The organism is Leuconostoc sp. XM4, assembly GCF_055698815.1.
On the sequence record NZ_CP134507.1, the window covers coordinates 360267 to 378848 of the forward strand.

Here is an 18582-nt window from a genome sequence, read left to right on the forward strand (position 1 = left end):
GCAATAGGGAAGGATTTTATACAAATGGCTGAAGAAAAAGCCCTTAATGATCAAATGCTAGCGCGTCGACAAAAGTTGGCAACAATCGTTAGTGATTTACACTTAGACCCATTCGGTAAGCGATTTGAACGTACAGCAAACGCGCAAGAACTGCATAATCTATATGATGCCAGCTCTTTAGAAGAGTTAGAGAATGCAAAACATGAAGTTGTTATTGCAGGTCGTATGGTTGCAAAGCGTGGCGCAGGTAAAGTTATTTTCGCTGATTTTCGTGATGTTTCTGGAAAAATTCAGGTTTATGCAAGACGTGATGATTTAGCAGATAATTATCCGATTATTAAAAGAGCAGATTTGGGTGATTTCCTTGGAATCAAGGGAATTATGATGAAGACTGAAGCTGGTGAATTAACAGTTTTGGCTACAGAATTAACACATTTATCTAAGGCTCTTCGTCCAATGCCTGATAAGTTCCATGGTATTTCTGATGTTGAAACACGGTATCGTAAGCGTTACTTGGATTTGATTGCCAATGAAGATTCTTTCAAAAAGTTCCAAGAACGCTCACATATCATTTCTGCTATTCGTGCATATATGGATAGAAATGATTTCCTTGAGGTTGAAACGCCAATTTTGCAAACTGAAGCCGGTGGGGCTGCAGCCCGTCCATTTATCACACATCATAATGCTTTGAATATTGATATGTACATGCGTATCGCAACAGAATTGTACTTAAAGCGTTTGGTTGTGGGTGGCATGGAACGTGTATATGAAATTGGCCGTATTTTCCGTAATGAGGGTATGGATCCAAAGCACAATCCTGAGTTTACAACAATGGAGTCATATGCAGCTTATATGGACTTTACAGATGTTATGGACGAAACTGAAGGTATTTTCAAAGCTGCCGCTTCTGTCGTCTCAGATGACTTGAAAATTACTTATCAGGGAACTGAAATTGATCTTGGCACAAAGTTTGCGCGCAAACATCTAGTCGACTTGATTAAAGAACAAACTGGTATTGATTTTTGGCAGGAAATGTCCGTTGAAGCAGCACAAAAGTTGGCCGATGATAACCATGTAAAGTACGAAAAATACTGGGGTGTGGGTCATATTATCAATGCATTCTTCGAAGAATTTGTAGAGGATACTTTGGTACAGCCAACATTTGTTTATGGACATCCAGTTGAAGTGTCACCACTCGCTAAGAAAAATACTGATGATCCTCGTTTTACTGATCGTTTTGAATTGTTTATTATGGGTAGCGAGTATGCGAATGCCTTTACTGAGTTAAACGATCCTATTGACCAACGTGCACGTTTTGAGGCTCAAGCGGCTGAACGTGAGAATGGTAATGACGAAGCTGAAGGTATTGATGAAGACTTCATAGAAGCTTTGGAATATGGTATGCCACCTACAGGTGGACTTGGTGTTGGTATTGATCGTTTGGTCATGTTATTGACTGATTCTGACACAATTCGTGACGTTGTGTTGTTCCCAACAATGCGTCCAGAATAATAAATCATTGACAAGTCGTTACACAATTAGTTATAATAATATAGTTGTGTTAGCGACATCATTCCGACTTAGCTCAGTTGGTAGAGCACCTGACTGTTAATCAGGTTGTCGCCGGTTCGAGCCCGGCAGTCGGAGTTTTATGAGAAGCAAATCATCTTGATTTGCTTCTTTTTTATGTGATAAACTGTTGACAGATTTTCTCACTCATGGCATAATAATATAGTTGTGTTAGCAACGTCATTCCGACTTAGCTCAGTTGGTAGAGCACCTGACTGTTAATCAGGTTGTCGCCGGTTCGAGCCCGGCAGTCGGAGTTTCGCCGACGTAGCTCAGTTGGTAGAGCACGGGTATCGTAAACCTGGGGTCGGAGGTTCGAATCCTCTCGTCGGCACTATTATGCATATCTTGCAAAGCAAATCATCTGAGGTTTGCTTATTTTTTTACAATGAAAAGGACGCAATTGAAAAACATGATTGTACTATTCAATAAACCGTACAATGTTTTAACTAAGTTTACTGATGCTGAAGGGCGACAAACTTTGGCTGACTACATTGATATTCCACGGGTTTATGCCGCTGGTCGTTTGGACATGGACAGTGAGGGCCTATTATTGCTGACTGATAGCGGTAAACTGAATCATGAATTGACTGATCCTGATAATAAAGCCTATAAAACTTATGTTGTTCAAGTAGAAGGGGTCCCAACAAAGTCACAACTAAAGCAACTTGAGCAAGGTGTGGCGTTAAAAGATGGGTTAACTTTACCAGCTAAAGTCAAACGTATTCCTTATCCAAAATGGTTATGGGAACGAGAGAAGCCAATCCGTATTCGTAAAAACCAGCCAACGAGTTTTATTCAATTAAAAATAAAAGAGGGCCGTAATCGGCAAGTACGCCGTATGACAGCAGCTGTTGGTATTCCAACGCTACGCTTGATACGGACACATATTGGTGAATATCATATTGCCGACTTAAAACCAGGACAATATCGAATTGTGAAGTAATGATTTTGTGGTGCAAAAGCATCATAAACGGTTATAATAGTAAAAGATGTAAATTAAAAGAGGTGACCTCATGGGACGTAAATGGGAAAACATTAAAATGAAGAAGGCGCAGACTGATGGTGCTGCCGCTAAAGTTAACAGTAAGTATGGCATTGAAATTTATGCTGCAGCGAAGCAAGGTGGCAGTTCAGACCCTGAGGCTAATTCAACATTAAAGTTTGTTATTGAACGTGCTAAGCAAGCACAAGTGCCAAAGCACGTTATTGAACGTGCCATTGAAAAGGCAAAGGGTTCAGGGGATGAAACCTTTATCGAGGGACGTTACGAGGGATTTGGACCAAACGGTTCATTGATTATTGTAGATACGTTGACATCAAACGTTAATCGTACAGCTACAAATGTGCGCACAGCTTTCAATAAAAATGGTGGAACTTACGGTGCTGCTGGCTCTGTTAGTTATTTATTCGATGAAACAGGCGTGATTGTTTTTGAGGGTGAAGATGCCGATGCTACGTTGGAAACACTGCTAGACGCTGAAGTTGATGTTCGTGACGCCGAACAACAAGATGATCATATTGTTGTTTATACAGAACCAACTGCTTTGCATCAAGCAATTGCTGCTCTGCGTGAAAGTGGTGTGAGCGATTTCTCAACTACGGAAATCAGCATGTTGCCACAATCAGAAATGACACTGGCAGGCGAAGACTTAGAAATTTTCGAAAAGTTAATTGATGTATTAGAATCTGACGATGATGTTCAAAAAGTTTATCATAACGTTGAATCATAATAATAAATAAAAAACGCAATGGCATTCATTGCGTTTTTTATTTGTGAATTAATTTTGTGCAAAATGCCGATTCGCAAGAGAAGCAATATATTTGGAAAAATCAATATGTTCATTAAAAGGTTGGACAACATCAAAGACTTCGCCACCTGCCTGTTTGAAAATATCATGATTTTCAACGTGAATTTCTTCGATGGTTTCCAAGCAGTCGGCTACAAATGCTGGAGTTGCTACTAGGACACGTTTGATACCTTGGCTGGGCAGTGACCTTAGTGTGTCACTTAAGTATGGTTTGACCCACTCAGTTGGCCCAAATCGTGATTGGAAAACCTGGTGAGTATTATCAGGTGTTAACGGCCCAACGCGCTCTAAAACGCCTTGTGTGGTTGCTGTACAGTGGTCAACATAAGGGTCACCACGACGAACATATGATTCGGGAACACCATGATAACTAATGATTAAACGATCATAATCGTTTTTAGCCCACGCCTCGCGAATGTCTCTAGCTAATAAATCCAAATAGGCTTCATCGTTGTAAAATGACTTAACAATGTTAATGTTTTTGTCGGCCTTACGGACTTGATCAATGACTGATTGTGTTGATGTAACAGAATATTGGGGAAACAGTGGCAATACAACAATGTCTTCAGCGCCCGCCAGACGCATTTCTTTCAGTGTTTCTGCAATGTTAGGCTTACGATAAGTCATTGCACAACGAACAATCCAGTTTGGTTGTAATTGCTGTACTTGCTCAACTTGTTTTTTCGCATAGACCATTAATGGCGAACCGTCTTTTCGCCAAATTTTTTGGTAAAGTTCAGCTGATTTAAACGATCTCTTAGGCAAAATTTTACCTCTTAAAATGGGTTGCCAGAGTAGTCTGGGCATTTGAATAACGTTGGTATCTGATAGAAACTCTTTTAAATATGCTTTCACATCATCTGGATGTGGGGAGTCAGGGGTGCCTAGGTTGACTAATAATAGACCTTTTTTATTCATATGGAAGCGATCCTTATCTAGTTTAATATTTAATACTATAACTCAATTTTTGACTAAAATGTATGTCGAAAAGCCCAAAATTGTGATAAGGATAACTATTGTCCTTTTATTTAGAAATTATTTTTGCTTACAAAAATAATTCGAATTTGTTAATAAATACTATATTTTTTTCTCGGATTGTTTGCTCTGACATTATAGTATGTCGAGACTATTTTTTTTAAGCCTTAAATCATCAGCACAGTTTATTTTGAAAATTGAAATAATTTCCATAACAATAGAATTAGGATTGAGTAATGTCAGCATATTCGTCGTGGAGAAAAAAGCCTGACAACGTCTAAAATAAAAGGAATTGTTGATTATTAAGAAGAGATAATAAAAAGCCGCAACCGGAGTTGCGACTTGATATAGCTCGTGAGAGAATCGAACTCTCGATTCCGCCGTGAAAGGGCAGCGTCTTAGCCACTTGACCAACGAGCCATGGTCAATAATGTCAATCTGTATCAGATGACTATAATATAATATCAAGTTTTTAAGTAGTCGTCAAGTTATTTATAAGTATTTTTTGACAAGTAATTATTATCATTTCAGTTTAAGCACTTGTCTTCTTTGAATATCAATGCTAGACTATTCTATGTGAAATTTAGCTGATATAGTATCGAATAATGGTCGATTGTTTCTAGCCAGCACCCATGCTGGAACTATCATAAACATGTTATTTAATTGATAGCCACTCGTGCGTCAATTTTTTATTTTCCATTGATGTATTCATACAAATAGGCTGATGAGTTACATAATTGTATAGGAGAGAATAATGGAAAAATTATTTCAATTGAAAGAAAATAAAACCACTGTCCGTCGTGAAATCATTGCTGGGATTACGACATTTGTATCAATGGCCTATATTTTCTTTTTGAACCCTCAAATTCTAGGGCAAGCTGGTGTGCCAACACAAGCCGTATTTTTAGCGGCTATTCTAGTAGCAGTTTTTGGTACATTGTTTATGGGCTTGTTTGCTAATGTACCGTTTGCTTTGGCACCAGGTATCGGCATGCAAGCATACTTCACGTATACTATCGTGTTTGGCTTCGGATTTACCTGGCAGCAAGCATTGGCTATCGTATTTTTAGTTGGTGTAGTGGATATTGTCATTACGTTGACACATGGTCGCCGTGCAATTGTTAAGGGTATTCCAACTGAATTAAAAGCGGCTATTGGTGGTGGAATTGGGTTGTTCGTTACTTATATAGGGTTGAAAAACGCCGGTTTTATCAATTTTATTGTTGATCCTAGCAATATTATGACGCTAAATGGCAAACCGTTCACTGGAGAAGTACATGGTGCGGTAAATAGCATCTTGGCCAATGGTGGTGTAACACCAGAATTGACTAAATTCAACAACGCTAGTACCTTATTAGCATTAATTGGTTTTGTTATTTTGGTTGTGTTGGTGATGCGAAAGGTGCCTGGCGCATTCCTTATATCATTGATAGTGACCACATTAATCGGTATTCCAATGGGTGTTACGAATACGCATATTGGGGCTGGAACCTCAGTTAGCCATGCCTTCGGTGAATTGGGGCAGGTGTTTGGTCAATCATTAGGTGCTCAAGGATTGGGCAGCTTATTTAATAACTGGCATCATGCGTCATTAGCGTTAGTTACGATTTTTGCTATGGGCCTAACCGGATTATTTGACGCTATTGGCACATTAATTGGTATCGGTAATCAAACGGGCATTTTTTCAAAGGAAGATCAGAAGTCATTTGAGTCTAGTAATGGCTTTAACTCTAAAATGGATCGTGCGCTAGTTGTTGATACATTTACAACAGCATTTGCTGGTATTGTTGGTACATCAAATACGACAACCTTCATTGAATCAGCATCAGGGGTTGCAGCCGGAGCAAGAACAGGCTTGGCCAATGTCGTAACAGCTGCAGGATTTGCCTTAATGATCTTATTTGCTCCTTTGGTTGGTGTTGTGCCAACAGCAGCTACATCTCCACTACTTATTTTGGTGGGTATTATGATGATGGGCGAATTTAAGAAAATTTCATGGGAATCATTAGAAGTTGCGTTACCTGCTTTCTTTACTTCTGTGTTTATGGCCTTTAGTTATTCAATTTCTTATGGTATCGCTGCTGGTTTCATTTTCTTTATTATCGTGAAATTTGCTTTAGGAAAGTTTAAGGAAGTCTCACCAGTGTTATTAATCGTATCTGCATTCTTCTTGCTTAACTTTGCTGTACTTGCATTTATGTAATGTCAGTGAATTATATTAACAGGTATTTTCATTACTTGTATTCAACCGCTTATCACAAAAGCGGTTTTTTTATGCCCTCAATTGCTACAATAAAGCCAATATTAGAAGGGTGATAATATATGTTAAACATAAAAAATTTAAGTGTGTCTTACGGAAGAAAAGTTGCCTTAACGGTGCCAAAACTATCCATCAATAAGGGTGAGATTATAGGAGTAATGGGTAAATCTGGCTCAGGGAAATCGACGTTAGTTAATAGCTGTCTCGGGTTGATTCCTTTTAAGGGTCAGGTGAGAATTGATACCGACGATGTTGGCATCTTAATGCAGGAACAGCACTACGTTGATACGATGACAAATCAAAAAATGATAGAAGGCATGCTGAACACGCGTATTAAGCGAGATAAAAAATTAACTGAGTTAATTAATTTTTTTGATTTTAGTGACCAACTATCACTTCATTTTAAAAATTTATCTGGTGGGCAAAAACAACGAATGAGCTTGATTATGGTACTTTATCAAGAACCAGAATTACTATTTTTGGATGAAATGACGACGGGACTTGATTTTGAAAGTCGGCAAGCACTAATTAGTCAATTGAAAATCTATTTTAAGCAACACCAGACGACTGTTCTGATGGTCACGCACTACGCACAAGAAATTGAAGCGTTAGCTGATAAACTTCTAGTTATTCATGATGGCCAAGTAAAAGCTTTTGATGAACCCAAAAATTTGTTTAAGCAGTATATAGGTTATTCTGCTTTTATAGTAGACAATCATACTGAAAAAAGCATCAAAGTCCAACAACCAGAAGATGAATACAAGGTCGCATGTCGACTGATTGATGATGGGGATGACTTTAGGCGGACACAAAGCGATATTGAATTAGTTTATACGGAAGTTATGAAGGGGCAGCGGGCATGATTAAAAAAAGGAAGTTAGTCTTTGAATTTCAAAATTTATTAGGTAATATCATTACATTATTTTTTGGGTTTGCGTTTGCACCAATGATGGCATTAGTGTTTGGCAATAGCTATGCTAACGTACCGCAAGCTTTGAACCAACTTTACCTGGGCTTTTTTTGTACGATACCGCTTTCGATGGTATTTGTTGGTTTTAGTTCATTATTTTCACAAGAAGTCGAGCAAGGTTTTACATTGCGTGCCGAACTTTTCGGTTATTCGCGCGTTTCACAAGCCTTACACAAATTTATGGCACTAACAGTGTTTGTTCTATTATCAAGCATCATCTACTCGTGGATTTTTCTATCACATTTTAATTTGCCTCTGCCAAATGCAGTAATCATCGGTCAAATGGCAATATTTCAAATATTAAATACAGCAGTATATTTCATCATTGTTTTTATCCTGACAACGATTTTGAAGAAATTTTCCCGTGTCTATGGTATTTCCATGATTAGCTATTTTGCTATCATGATTATTTCAGGAATTATGGGTAATATGGATGTCGGTAAGTTAGGAGATTATTTGCCAATCAAATTATTTGTCACCAATTATACCAATCATCTTAATGACACTGATTATATATCTGGTAAAATAGGTCTATATCTACTTATTTTATTAGGTATTCTGGGTGTGATTTTGAAAGTGATTGTGAGAAATAAAAATGGAAATAAACATCAATATTGATGATAAATTGAAAGATGTTCAAGTTGTTATTTCAGGTAGTGATATTGAGCAATTAGCAGATATTGCGCAGTATCTTAAATCTAGAAACACACCTTCACGACAGCTTGCTATCAAAACAGCTGACAATATTCGTGTTGTAGATAAAGAAGATATTATTTTAGTTGAAAGTTATGGAAATGATTTAACTTTTACACTCAAAAATAATCACAAAATCACAACTAGAAAAACGTTAAAAAGGTTTTTGGAAGAAAACCAAAAATCTGATTTCGTGCAAATTTCCAAATCAGAAGTAATGAACTTATCTTATTTGTCGAAGATGGAATCTGCGTTTTCCGGTAATTATTACGCTTTTTTGACCAACCAGGCTCGAGTAACCGTATCTAGACGGTTTATCAAAGGTATTCTAAAAAGATTAGAAGGGAGCGCAGAAGATGAAGCATTTTAAAGAGGCAATTGTATATCTATTAGTTGGCATTGGCGTTGGATCATTTATCTCTCTATTATCGTTTACCTTAAATCATGCAACACCATCGATGAAGCAATTTGGTCTGTTAATGACCATGAGCGCAATTATGGGCTTATTATCTCTCATATTTGAGTATGACAAGATAACGTTTATTACACAGCTCATTAGCCATTTCATTTTGGAGATGTTGACATATGGATTTTTCATTTGGTTAACGTTTGGAAGTGCAGTGATTACGTTTACTAATATACCAACATTTGTGATTACTTATGTCATTATTTTTATCTACTTCAGGAAACAAGGCAGAGATAATGCGCGCCGTATTAATGAGCAATTGCAAAAAAATAAGCCGAAAAAAAGTGATTCAACAAATTAATGAGATGTTGAATTGCTTTTTATATTGGCTATACATTCATGGTTTAATTTTCTAGTTGACCGTCTTCGCGGATTAACTTGTAATCTGTTAAAATAGAATAAATCAACTTTAAGAAAGATTAAAAATATTACTTATGCCAAACTACCTCATTTTAACTGAAAAGCCTTCAGCGGCAGCTAATTTTGTAAAAGCGCTTGGTGGAAAAACAGGAGTTTTTGGTGATTTTACATATAAAATTACAAATTTACGTGGTCATGTTATGACCTTAAAAGATCCTGAAGAGATGGTGGCTGAAGATTTAAAAAAGCAATATAAATCTTGGTTGGTGAAACATTTACCATGGAATTTAGAAGATTTTTCTTGGGCACGTACTTATATTCGCCAACGTAATATTCGTACAGGAAAGATTGAATCAACCAAAAAACTTATTGATGAATTGAAAAAGGAGTCCAAATCAGGGTACGATGCGATTGTAATCGCAACTGATACAGATCCTTCCGGAGAAGGGGAACTACTCGCTTGGGAAGCATTAGACGCAATTGGCTGGCGTGGACAGGTATTACGTGCTAATTTTATGGATGAGTCAGTGTCCGGCATTCAAAAAGCCATGCACCAATTACGAAATGTTTCCGATAAAATGGCGGATGGGGAGTATGTAAAGGGTGAAAGTCGTAACCGCTGGGATTTTGCGTCTATGCAACTTACGCGAATTGCAACTACCGCCGCTAAAAAAGAAGGATTTAAAGTGGTCGCGCGTGAAGGTCGGTTGAAATCTGTTATTGTTTGGCGTATTTATCAACAACTTGCAGCTATTAAAAATTATATTAAAACGCCATATTTTGAAGTGAAGTTTAAAGATCCAGCGGGGCATATTTTTGGACGAGTGACACCGCAGGGAGAGGTAATTCCTTGGCGTTTTGCAACAAAAGAACAAGCAAAAGTCGATTTTAATAATTATCATGAAACTGAAGTCATTAATGAAAAACACCAAACACGTACACAAGCACCCGGTAAGCTGTTAGATTTAGCAGGATTGGCTTCTATATTGGCACCTCGTGGGTTTTCTTCCAAAGAAGTATTAAGTACCTATCAAAAAATGTATGAAGCACAGATCGTGTCTTATCCGCGTACAGAGGATAAGACAGTGACGCCGGAACAATTTAATGAGTTATTGCCGTTGATTGATCAAATTGCAGGCGTCGTTGGTGTTGATAAGAATTTACTAACACACCGTTCACCACGAAAAACACATGTTAAGTCACAAGGGGCACACGGTGCCAATCGTCCTGGTGAGAATGTGCCACAAACTACGCAATCTTTAGCAAAATTTGGCTCTAGTGGACCAGCGATTTATGAAGTTTTGGCTAAAAACTACTTAGCGATGTTAGCAGAAGATTACGTTTATGACCATGTTACGGCTAATTTGAAAGATTATCCGGAATTCAAGACAGCCTTCAACATCCCAATTAAGCTAAACTTTAAGTTAGTCTATGACTCACAGAAAGCTATTAAGGTTGAAGAAGGTGAAGAAGAGGAGTCAATTAGTGGCCAATTAGGTCCGCAAGCAAGGCCATATTTACATGAAGGTGCGAATCCAAAGCCACAGGTACCGACGACCAAATGGATTATGGCGTTTTTAGAAAAGCATAACGTTGGAACTGGTGCGACGCGCGTATCAACACTATCTGAAATGTCTCGTGGCACCAAAGCCATGTTAACTGAAAAGCGTGGTAAATTAGGTTTGACGGAAACTGGAAATGTATCTGCAATCATGGTAAAAGATACTTGGATTGCTTCACCAAAAATCACAAAGCGTTTATTCGAAATGATGGACCAAGTCGGCCGATTTGAAATGACGATGGTTCAAGTACTGGATTCAGCGACAAAAGTAGTTGAACACGATATGCCGATTATGTTAGACAATGCGCAGACACTTGAAACATTGCTTGGTAAGCCCAAACCAAGTATAAAAAAGCCACGTAAAACATCTGAAAAAATGACCGGTATCTGGCAAGGACAGGAAATTACCTTTGCTCGCGAATGGAGTGGGCACGTTTTTACAGATGAAGAACTGCAAAAGCTACTGACTGGATCAGAAGTCAGCTTTCCAGCTAAGTCTAAACGTGGCAAATCATACACGGCTGTTGGAAAAATGGCGAAACAAACTTTTAAGGGGAATACTTTTTATGGTTTTAAGTTGAACCCAAAAACAAAAAAAGCATAGTCAACATAGGGTTGATTATGCTTTTTTGTTTATTAATGTGTTTTCTTTTGACGTTTATCTGACAACAAAGCGATAGGAGAGCAAAGTAGTAATAAGAAAGCACATATGACATAGGTTTTACTGAATGCATGGCTTAGGGATGTATTTTTTTCCTTTTTAATTTCTGATAAACTACTTTTCAATTCATCCCTTTGAGCCAGCAATTTAATGGCTTCTAACATGTTTTTTTGACCATTTAGTAAAGTTAAGGTACCATCAGATAGCGCAATAATACTGTTGTTTAGCACTTTATTTGTTGTGGTTGTGCCCGCTAATTTTTGTAAAGAATCATTGATTTTTTGATTTCCCTCACTAATTTTAAATGTTGCATCATATAGCTTTCGGTAGTCTGTGCCTTTTTTAGGTCGGGGCAGGCTACTTTTGTTTAAAGCAGCATGCTTTAATTGTTTAGTAAATTGTTTTTGTCGCGACGTATAGTTGACATTTTTTTGATCATTGCTTGAAAAAATCTGCCTGATTCCGGATTTTGCAGTATTTTTAATATTTGGAGATAAGGTTTTTCGATTGATTATGGCTATGGAATGATTTTGTATATGAGACTTGGCTGTTGATATATTAGTATTGAGGACAGTAATTAATACAGCGAGTCCCAGACAAGTACCAATTTGGCGGGAAGCATTCGTGATACCGGAGCCAATGCCAGTTTTTGATTTTGGTAAGTGCCTGACGGAAGAAACAAAAGAAACCGTAGAGAAACCGAATCCAGAACCGATAATAATCGAGAAAACAATCATTATTCTTTTGGGTGTTGTTGTAGTTATAAATGAGAATAATAGTAGGCTACCAGCTATAAGTAGCATACCAATCAAGTTTACAGGAATGGCGCTGATTCTATCAGATAGTCGTGTAGCAAGGGGCATTGTGACAGCGATAGCTAACGAAACGGGTATAATCATTAAAGCAGCATGCAAGGCATCATAATTGAGTACATTTTGTAGATAATAATTAAAAATAACAGCTGGGGCGACTAGCGCAAATCCAGTCGCAAAGTAAATAATACAAGATGAAGTGAATGTTTTGTCACGAAAAAGATTCAGTTCGACAATAGGTGAACTAACTTTTAGTTCTATCAGAATAAACGCGATTAACCCGATAATGCCAGCTAAAAAGCTTGACAAAATAAGCGTTGATGTCCAACCGTACTCACGGCCTTCAAGTAAACCAAAAGTAATTCCTGTTAATGATATGGTTAAAAAAAGCATGCCAGAAATATCGAAATGACCAACAAGTGTTTCATCAAAAGACTCTTTTGTAAAGAGCAGTACTAGTAGTAGAGATATTAGGCCAATCGGTACATTAAGGCCAAATATCCAGTGCCAAGACATATATTACAAAATAAAGCCACCAGCAGCAGGGCCACCAGCTGCCGCAAGGGCAGTAATGGCACCTACAATTGCCGCAATTTTTGACATGTGTTGTTTACCAAAGAGTTCAACACCCATGGGCAATACCAGTGGTGTAATTATTGCGCCACCCAATCCTTGAAAAGATCTAAAAACTAAAAGATACATGAGTGAGGGGGCAAACATGCAAGCTGCCGAAGATCCTGCGAAAAGAAGTAAACCAATAATCATGAGTTTTTTTCGACCAAACTTGTCGCCTAATTTTGTCGCTGTAATCATAAAAACGGCTAAGGCAAGCGTGTAGGTAGTAGCAACCCAACTAACTCCTGCCAAATTAGTATTGAATGTCGTCATTAGTTTTGGTAAAGCAATATTGACTATGGTGCTGTCTAATGTCCCCATAAACATGGCGATTGTCAGACCAATGAATCCCAAACGTTTTGTTGATTTAATCATCTTAAAATTCTCCTACTATTTTTATTCACCTTGTTTTCTCCTTTTTGTGCATCGTTATAAAAGTGTACAATTGTAGTGACGTTTGACACAGAAGTGTATTCATGTCACAATTGTGCCAACAACATATAGTATAGGCTTAAAAAAATGAAATAGAAGCGCTGAAATAAAATTATAACTAGTTACACAGATTAAAAGATTTGTGTCAAATATAGGAGGAACTTGATGAATAACCGAATGTCGTTGCAAACAAGAGAATGGGTGCGGAGTGCATTCTTGGAGTTATTGGATGAAGTAGAAGATATTAAATCAATTACCATTTCAGATATTAGTAAACGATCAGGAATATCAAGGAGAACATTTTACCGCTACTATGCCTCTAAAGAAGATATTTTGACGGAATACATTGATATCCTAATTGAGCAGTATGGTAATGACTTACGCTCAAAAAAATTAGCAAATTTCAAAGAGTTTATCGTTTATTTTTTTAATTATTGGGGTCAGTATGATCACGAGTTGTTTATATTACAAAAGAACGGTTTATTCACCTATGTGTTAAGTGAGTTTAACAAAATGATCCCTGAGTTGTACGCAACTATTTCTGCGCCTTGGCATATTCAAAAAGAGGTGAATAGTCGTGAAATAATCTATACAACAAGGTACGGGGTTGGCGGCTTATGGAACGTATACGGGGAATGGCTTGAATTTGATCGTGAAAAGATTGAAATAACGGAAGTTGCCAAAATACTAATCCAATCGTTTAATTCCTTATAAAAAATTAGGAAAGAATATACATCAACATACAGTTTTATAAAATTCTTGTGTTATTGTATAATTAAGAGAATTACATGAGAAATTATTTATAAAATGAAAGTGTGAAAATGAATGAACTATAATGCACCACATCGACATGCTGTAATTGAGTTGTCGCAATCAGCAGTTGTGCATAATTTAAAAGTGATTAAAGAGAACGCGCATGCCAAAGAGATTATGGCTGTTTTGAAAGCTAATGCTTTTTCGCATGGATTACCTGAGATGGCCGCTTTGAGTATTACAGCTGGGGCTACCCGCTTTGGCATGGCCATGCTCGATGAAGCTTTGACATTACGTGATTTGGGCTATATACAACCAATTGATGTACTCGGATTAACAGATCCACGCTATGCGCGATTGGCTGCTGAACGTAATATTACGCTAGCTTTTAGTACTAAGGAGTCAATAAAAGCAGCAGCTGAACAGTTAGCTGGTACAGGGTTGACATTAAAGGTATCGTTACCCGTTGACACGGGCTTAAACCGTATTGGTTTTAAAAGTCGTGAAGATTTAGTGGCAGCAATTCAAGAGGTATCAGCGCAAGATACACTCATTTTTCAAAGTATGTGGACGCATTTTGCTACTGCAGATACACCAAATGTTGACTATGTGGATTTTCAAATTTCTGAATGGCAGCGCTTGACACATGATTTACCAGTAGAACCAAATGAAAAGCATTTTGCGAATACGGGTATTGCTACTTGGTATCCAGAAAAAATTAATACGGATATTGTTCGTTTGGGTATTGGATTATTTGGCATTAACGGTTCTGTGCCAATAATGTCGATGCCATTCGAGTTGATACCAGCTTTATCATTGAAAGCTAAGGTTGTTAACAGCAAGCCACTGAAAAAAGGTGATGCGGTTGGCTATGGGGCAGAATATCATGCACCAAATGATGGGTATTTGATTACTATTCCAATTGGACATTCTGACGGTTATCCGTTCAATGGGAGTGGCATGCGTGCTCTGGTTGCGGATGGACAAATTGGTCATATTGTGGGGGGCGTAGCCATGGATCAATCAATGATCTTTGTTACTAATCCAGTTGCAGTTGGCACTACGGTGACCTTAATTGGTCGTGTTGGTGATCAAAGTATAACGATGCAGGATTTGGCTGAGCATACACAAAGTAGTATTGTGGCGTTAATGAATGATTTTGCACCGAGACTGCAACGAATAATTGTTTCATAAAAAGAAAAAGGTGAACGACATCAAGTCGTTCACCTTTTAAAATTATTGCCCCTGCTGGATTCGAACCAGCGCGTAGTGGCACCAGAAGCCACCGCCTTACCGCTTGGCCAAGGGGCAATTACTTTATATATTTTACAGAATTTGTTATCAATTTGCAAGTGGAAATTAGGAGATAAATTCGTTATACTGGTTAAAATACTTTAAGGGGGAATACTATGCAATATGCAACATATGAAAATACAGTCGCAAAGTTAGCTGCGCATCATATTACGATTTCAGATATCGCGCGAATAGCCTTTAACAATGAGCAATCGTATGTCGAAGGATTAACAATTGAACAAGTAGAAGATGCAGTTGAAAGTATCTTACATAAGCGGGTTGTTCAGCACCAGGTATGGGTTGGTTTAGAACTTGATCGTTTGGCCGAAGCTCATTTGCTAGAAGCACCATTGCAAGATTTGGTTGAAAATGATGATGGGCTTTTTGGTGTTGATGAAACTATCGGTACAGCAATTGCAATGTCCTTTGATACAATTGGTGTCACAAACTATGGTTACATTGATAAAACAAAAGTTGGCCTTGTTGGCGAATTAGATCGTAAAGGAAAAACTTCTGAAGCGGTAACAACGTTTGCAGATGATATTGTTGGCGCACTGGCCGCAGCTGCAGCATCTAAAGTTGCGCACAAGTATGCGACCGGTAGAGTTGATTCTGTTCTACCAAACCAAGATAACGCTTAGGCGTTATTTTTTTGTAGTTAAATTTGCATAATAGGTCTAGACCAATTATACTATAATTATAGACTTCATTATTATCGTTGTAGAGGCAAGATTGAGGAGGAATGTGCTGCGTGGTGACTTCACTTCGCGTACGAAATATTATGGCAAAACTAATTAAAAGCATTGATCTTTACACAGGGTATCAACATATGGAAGATGCCTTCATGCGTTTTACAGATACGGTTGAGGAAGTCGGTTACATGATTGACTTCAAGGAAAAAGCTGATGACGAATTGATTAATGAGGCCTCAGGGAAGATAATTGTTCCAGGGTTTATTGATGTTCATAAACATGGCGGTTATGGATTAGACACGATGGATGGTGATCCCGAAAAGTTAAACACCATGATTAATAAGATGATTACGGAAGGCATTACATCACTATTCCCAACAACAATTACACAGTCGCCAGAAAATATTGAACGTGCTTTAAAAACCATTGATCAAGTCGCCAAAACTAATCCGGTTATTCAGGGGATTCATTTGGAAGGACCTTTTATTAACAAAGTCTTCATGGGTGCACAGCCTGAAGAATATATTATTGATCCAAACACAGAACTTCTGAAAAAATGGTATGCACTTTCTGGCGAACGTATTCGATTAGTGACCTACGCGCCAGAAAATGGCGGTATTCCTGATTTTGAAGAATTTATGCTACAGCATAACATTATTCCATCAATTGGACATTCTAACGCGACACGAGCACAATTGGTACACTCGCGTGCAACACATATTACTCATTTGTATAATGCCCAAAGGCCATTACAACATCGTGAACCTGGTGTTACAGGACATGCTATGCTAGAGGACGCAATTACTGGTGAATTAATCGCTGATGGTTTTCATATTGTACCTGACATGTTACAATTAGCATTTAGAATCAAAGGCGCTCACAAATTAGAACTAGTAACAGATTCCATGCGAGCTGAAGGGTTAGGAAATGGTATATCTGAACTTGGCGGACAAAAAGTTACTGTTAAAGATAAGCAAGCGCGCTTAGATAATGGTCACTTAGCTGGTTCTGTACTGGCTTATGATGATGCGTTCACCAACATTCAAAAATTCACAAGTGCTGATATTAATGATGCAGTGCAAATGAGTTCAGTTAACCAAGCACGTGAGTTTGGACTAACCCAAAAAGGCAACTTATCCGAAGGGAAGGATGCTGACTTTAACATTTTTGACAAGGAATTGCATTTAGAGGCGACGTATTCACTTGGTCGCCGTTTTGCACGGTAAAACAATGGCTAAACCTCGATATATTGAAATTCACAATCAAATATTGTCACGTATCGAAGCTGGTGAGTGGCGATCACAAGAACGTTTACCTGCTGAAAGAGATTTGGCACTTGAATTTAACGTGTCGCGTATGACATTACGCCAAGCAGTTCAAACATTGGTTGACGAAGGCATATTGGAGCGTAAAGTAGGATCAGGCACTTACGTCGCTGAACAGAAGGTTTCTGAACGTGCCCTGGGTGTCACTAGTTTTACAGAATTAATGGCAGCTACAGGTCGAACGCCGCATACGGTGACGGTTAGCTATAAGACCACGACGCCATCCGCTTCGGAAATTGAGCATTTGCAACTGGATAGTACAGATAAAGTATTGATCATGGAGCGTTTACGTTTGGGGGATGATGAACCTATTTTACTAGAACGTACAACCTTGCCAGTCCAATTAATTGAGTCATTCACTCGTGGCGCATTGACAGAATCATTGTACGCCACATTAGCATCAGCGGGGGTATACCCTGGACATGCTGAACAAACAATTACGGCCACGTTAGCAAATGAAAGATTGTCGGAATTATTACAGATAAAAAGAGGTGATCCAATTTTATCTGTGCGACAGGTCTCATATGATCAACATGATACGCCGTTTGAATATGTGCGATCATATTATGTAGGTGAGCGTTTCGAATTTACTTTAACAAGATAAAAAGATGGTTGATCTATGATCAACCATCTTTTTTTATTTATGATTAAACTTCTTAGCCAGGAAGTCACCGGTAACTTGAACAGTTAACACCAATATTAAGACAAGCAGTGTAGCGACCAAAGTTGTGTCAGTTGCAAAACGATTGTATCCGTATGAAATGGCCATATTACCTAGACCACCAGCACCAATGGCACCAGCCATGGCAGTTAAACCAATCAGACTAATTAAAGTCACAGTCGATACACGAATGATTTCTGAAAGGCCTTCCCGTAAATAAACGCCAAAGACAATATCCCAAAATGATGAACCCACTGACTGAGCAGCTTCAACAATTCCGCTGTCAACTTCGCTCAAGGCTACCTGTATTTGACGCGCATAGAAAGGGAATACACCCAATGATAATGGCACTAAAGCAGCTGTGGTACCAATTTGAGTACCAATGAGGAGCTTTGTAAATGGTGCGATAAAGGCCAGCAAAATAATAAATGGAATAGCACGGAAAAGGGACACGACCTTATCAAAAATCCAAAATGAAGCTTTGTTCGGTGCAATACCGTTGGGTGCAGTAATGATTAATCCAAGACCAAAAATTAGCCCAAGTATGCCACCAAAAATAGCTGACCAAAAAGTCATATACAGCGTTTGAATAATTGATGTCCACCAACCAGTATCGCCGCTCCAACCTTGATAAACAACGTTAGGGAATGTATTTGTAAACCATTGACTCATA

General features: G+C 38.2%; 16 protein-coding genes, 5 tRNA genes and 1 pseudogene. 17 read left to right on the forward strand and 5 right to left on the reverse strand.

Translation table 11 applies throughout. The annotated features are described in order from the left end of the window. Window positions 1-24 precede the first annotated feature (24 nt). The 6 genes from lysS to RHP64_RS02020 all read left to right on the forward strand — a co-directional run bounded on the left by lysS (window position 25) and on the right by RHP64_RS02020 (window position 3302). Complete coding sequence (lysS, locus tag RHP64_RS01995) at window positions 25-1512, forward strand: lysine--tRNA ligase (RefSeq protein ID WP_025267771.1); 1488 nt, start codon at window positions 25-27, stop codon at window positions 1510-1512. 62 nt (window positions 1513-1574) lie between these two features. Beyond that, window positions 1575-1647 (forward strand) — tRNA-Asn (locus tag RHP64_RS02000). Window positions 1648-1753: 106 nt separating this feature from the next. Then, window positions 1754-1826, forward strand: a tRNA-Asn gene (locus tag RHP64_RS02005). 4 nt (window positions 1827-1830) lie between these two features. Continuing rightward, window positions 1831-1903, forward strand: a tRNA-Thr gene (locus tag RHP64_RS02010). A gap of 78 nt (window positions 1904-1981) precedes the next feature. Further along, a complete protein-coding gene (locus RHP64_RS02015) occupies window positions 1982-2515 on the forward strand; it encodes an rRNA large subunit pseudouridine synthase E (RefSeq protein ID WP_025267772.1) in 534 nt (177 codons plus the stop codon). Between the two features lie 70 nt (window positions 2516-2585). Next, the gene (locus tag RHP64_RS02020) at window positions 2586-3302 is read left to right on the forward strand and encodes a YebC/PmpR family DNA-binding transcriptional regulator (RefSeq protein ID WP_025267773.1); all 717 of its coding nucleotides are present in this window, start codon (window positions 2586-2588) and stop codon (window positions 3300-3302) included. A 48-nt stretch (window positions 3303-3350) separates the two neighbouring features. Here the strand turns inward: RHP64_RS02020 and hemH are convergent, their stop codons facing one another. After that, window positions 3351-4298, reverse strand: coding sequence for a ferrochelatase (hemH, locus tag RHP64_RS02025; protein WP_025267774.1), 948 nt, complete (start codon window positions 4296-4298; stop codon window positions 3351-3353). Between the two features lie 405 nt (window positions 4299-4703). Further along, window positions 4704-4775, reverse strand: a tRNA-Glu gene (locus RHP64_RS02030). 334 nt (window positions 4776-5109) lie between these two features. Between RHP64_RS02030 and RHP64_RS02035 the strand changes: the two genes are divergently transcribed. From RHP64_RS02035 to RHP64_RS02060, 6 genes are all read left to right on the forward strand, one after another. Beyond that, complete coding sequence (locus RHP64_RS02035; protein ID WP_011679267.1) at window positions 5110-6558, forward strand: NCS2 family permease; 1449 nt, start codon at window positions 5110-5112, stop codon at window positions 6556-6558. 119 nt (window positions 6559-6677) lie between these two features. Then, complete coding sequence (locus RHP64_RS02040) at window positions 6678-7478, forward strand: ATP-binding cassette domain-containing protein (protein WP_014324306.1); 801 nt, start codon at window positions 6678-6680, stop codon at window positions 7476-7478. Further along, window positions 7475-8203 (forward strand): membrane protein, encoded by a 729-nt coding sequence (locus tag RHP64_RS02045; protein ID WP_011679269.1) that lies wholly within the window; start codon window positions 7475-7477, stop codon window positions 8201-8203. The genes RHP64_RS02040 and RHP64_RS02045 overlap by 4 nt, the downstream gene beginning before the upstream one ends. Then, the gene (locus RHP64_RS02050; RefSeq protein ID WP_014324308.1) at window positions 8181-8648 is read left to right on the forward strand and encodes a LytTR family DNA-binding domain-containing protein; all 468 of its coding nucleotides are present in this window, start codon (window positions 8181-8183) and stop codon (window positions 8646-8648) included. Before RHP64_RS02045 ends, RHP64_RS02050 begins: the two co-directional genes overlap by 23 nt. Then, window positions 8635-9045 carry a DUF3021 domain-containing protein gene (locus RHP64_RS02055; RefSeq protein WP_014324309.1) on the forward strand — a complete coding sequence of 137 codons (411 nt, stop codon included), beginning with the start codon at window positions 8635-8637 and terminating at the stop codon, window positions 9043-9045. Before RHP64_RS02050 ends, RHP64_RS02055 begins: the two co-directional genes overlap by 14 nt. Before the next feature lie 133 nt (window positions 9046-9178). Continuing rightward, entirely contained in the window at window positions 9179-11269 is a 2091-nt protein-coding gene (locus RHP64_RS02060) for a DNA topoisomerase (protein ID WP_025267775.1), read from the forward strand. 32 nt (window positions 11270-11301) lie between these two features. Here RHP64_RS02060 and RHP64_RS02065 read toward each other — a convergent pair. Then, window positions 11302-13128: pseudogene (locus RHP64_RS02065) on the reverse strand (MFS transporter). A 222-nt stretch (window positions 13129-13350) separates the two neighbouring features. Here RHP64_RS02065 and RHP64_RS02070 point away from each other — a divergent pair. Then, entirely contained in the window at window positions 13351-13899 is a 549-nt protein-coding gene (locus tag RHP64_RS02070; RefSeq protein WP_011679274.1) for a TetR/AcrR family transcriptional regulator, read from the forward strand. 111 nt (window positions 13900-14010) lie between these two features. Next, window positions 14011-15132 (forward strand): alanine racemase, encoded by a 1122-nt coding sequence (alr, locus tag RHP64_RS02075; protein ID WP_025267777.1) that lies wholly within the window; start codon window positions 14011-14013, stop codon window positions 15130-15132. A gap of 45 nt (window positions 15133-15177) precedes the next feature. On the opposite strand, the gene RHP64_RS02080 is transcribed toward alr, so the two are convergent. After that, window positions 15178-15249 (reverse strand) — tRNA-Gln (locus RHP64_RS02080). Window positions 15250-15347: 98 nt separating this feature from the next. On the opposite strand from RHP64_RS02080, the gene RHP64_RS02085 reads away from it, so the two are divergent. The 3 genes from RHP64_RS02085 to RHP64_RS02095 all read left to right on the forward strand — a co-directional run bounded on the left by RHP64_RS02085 (window position 15348) and on the right by RHP64_RS02095 (window position 17852). After that, window positions 15348-15872 (forward strand): phosphatidylglycerophosphatase A family protein, encoded by a 525-nt coding sequence (locus RHP64_RS02085; protein WP_004164692.1) that lies wholly within the window; start codon window positions 15348-15350, stop codon window positions 15870-15872. A gap of 140 nt (window positions 15873-16012) precedes the next feature. Next, window positions 16013-17149, forward strand: coding sequence for an N-acetylglucosamine-6-phosphate deacetylase (gene nagA / locus RHP64_RS02090; protein ID WP_025267779.1), 1137 nt, complete (start codon window positions 16013-16015; stop codon window positions 17147-17149). A gap of 4 nt (window positions 17150-17153) precedes the next feature. Beyond that, window positions 17154-17852, forward strand: coding sequence for a GntR family transcriptional regulator (locus RHP64_RS02095; RefSeq protein ID WP_011679277.1), 699 nt, complete (start codon window positions 17154-17156; stop codon window positions 17850-17852). 33 nt (window positions 17853-17885) lie between these two features. Here RHP64_RS02095 and RHP64_RS02100 read toward each other — a convergent pair whose 3' ends face one another. Next, window positions 17886-18581, reverse strand: a complete 696-nt coding sequence (locus RHP64_RS02100; protein WP_004164688.1) for a methionine ABC transporter permease — start codon at window positions 18579-18581, stop codon at window positions 17886-17888. Between the last annotated feature and the right edge of the window lies 1 nt (window position 18582).

What these genes read in the sequence shown, in the direction of transcription:
- RHP64_RS02020 (WP_025267773.1), top strand. Translation starts at nt 2,586, where the DNA reads ATGGGACGTAAATGGGAAAACATTAAAATGAAGAAGGCGCAGACTGAT.
- RHP64_RS02100 (WP_004164688.1), bottom strand. Translation starts at nt 18,581, where the DNA reads ATGAGTCAATGGTTTACAAATACATTCCCTAACGTTGTTTATCAAGGT.
- alr (WP_025267777.1), top strand. Translation starts at nt 14,011, where the DNA reads ATGAACTATAATGCACCACATCGACATGCTGTAATTGAGTTGTCGCAA.
- RHP64_RS02085 (WP_004164692.1), top strand. Translation starts at nt 15,348, where the DNA reads ATGCAATATGCAACATATGAAAATACAGTCGCAAAGTTAGCTGCGCAT.
- RHP64_RS02050 (WP_014324308.1), top strand. Translation starts at nt 8,181, where the DNA reads ATGGAAATAAACATCAATATTGATGATAAATTGAAAGATGTTCAAGTT.
- RHP64_RS02070 (WP_011679274.1), top strand. Translation starts at nt 13,351, where the DNA reads ATGAATAACCGAATGTCGTTGCAAACAAGAGAATGGGTGCGGAGTGCA.
- RHP64_RS02035 (WP_011679267.1), top strand. Translation starts at nt 5,110, where the DNA reads ATGGAAAAATTATTTCAATTGAAAGAAAATAAAACCACTGTCCGTCGT.
- RHP64_RS02015 (WP_025267772.1), top strand. Translation starts at nt 1,982, where the DNA reads ATGATTGTACTATTCAATAAACCGTACAATGTTTTAACTAAGTTTACT.
- hemH (WP_025267774.1), bottom strand. Translation starts at nt 4,298, where the DNA reads ATGAATAAAAAAGGTCTATTATTAGTCAACCTAGGCACCCCTGACTCC.
- RHP64_RS02095 (WP_011679277.1), top strand. Translation starts at nt 17,154, where the DNA reads ATGGCTAAACCTCGATATATTGAAATTCACAATCAAATATTGTCACGT.
- nagA (WP_025267779.1), top strand. Translation starts at nt 16,013, where the DNA reads ATGGCAAAACTAATTAAAAGCATTGATCTTTACACAGGGTATCAACAT.
- RHP64_RS02055 (WP_014324309.1), top strand. Translation starts at nt 8,635, where the DNA reads ATGAAGCATTTTAAAGAGGCAATTGTATATCTATTAGTTGGCATTGGC.
- RHP64_RS02045 (WP_011679269.1), top strand. Translation starts at nt 7,475, where the DNA reads ATGATTAAAAAAAGGAAGTTAGTCTTTGAATTTCAAAATTTATTAGGT.
- RHP64_RS02040 (WP_014324306.1), top strand. Translation starts at nt 6,678, where the DNA reads ATGTTAAACATAAAAAATTTAAGTGTGTCTTACGGAAGAAAAGTTGCC.
- RHP64_RS02060 (WP_025267775.1), top strand. Translation starts at nt 9,179, where the DNA reads ATGCCAAACTACCTCATTTTAACTGAAAAGCCTTCAGCGGCAGCTAAT.
- lysS (WP_025267771.1), top strand. Translation starts at nt 25, where the DNA reads ATGGCTGAAGAAAAAGCCCTTAATGATCAAATGCTAGCGCGTCGACAA.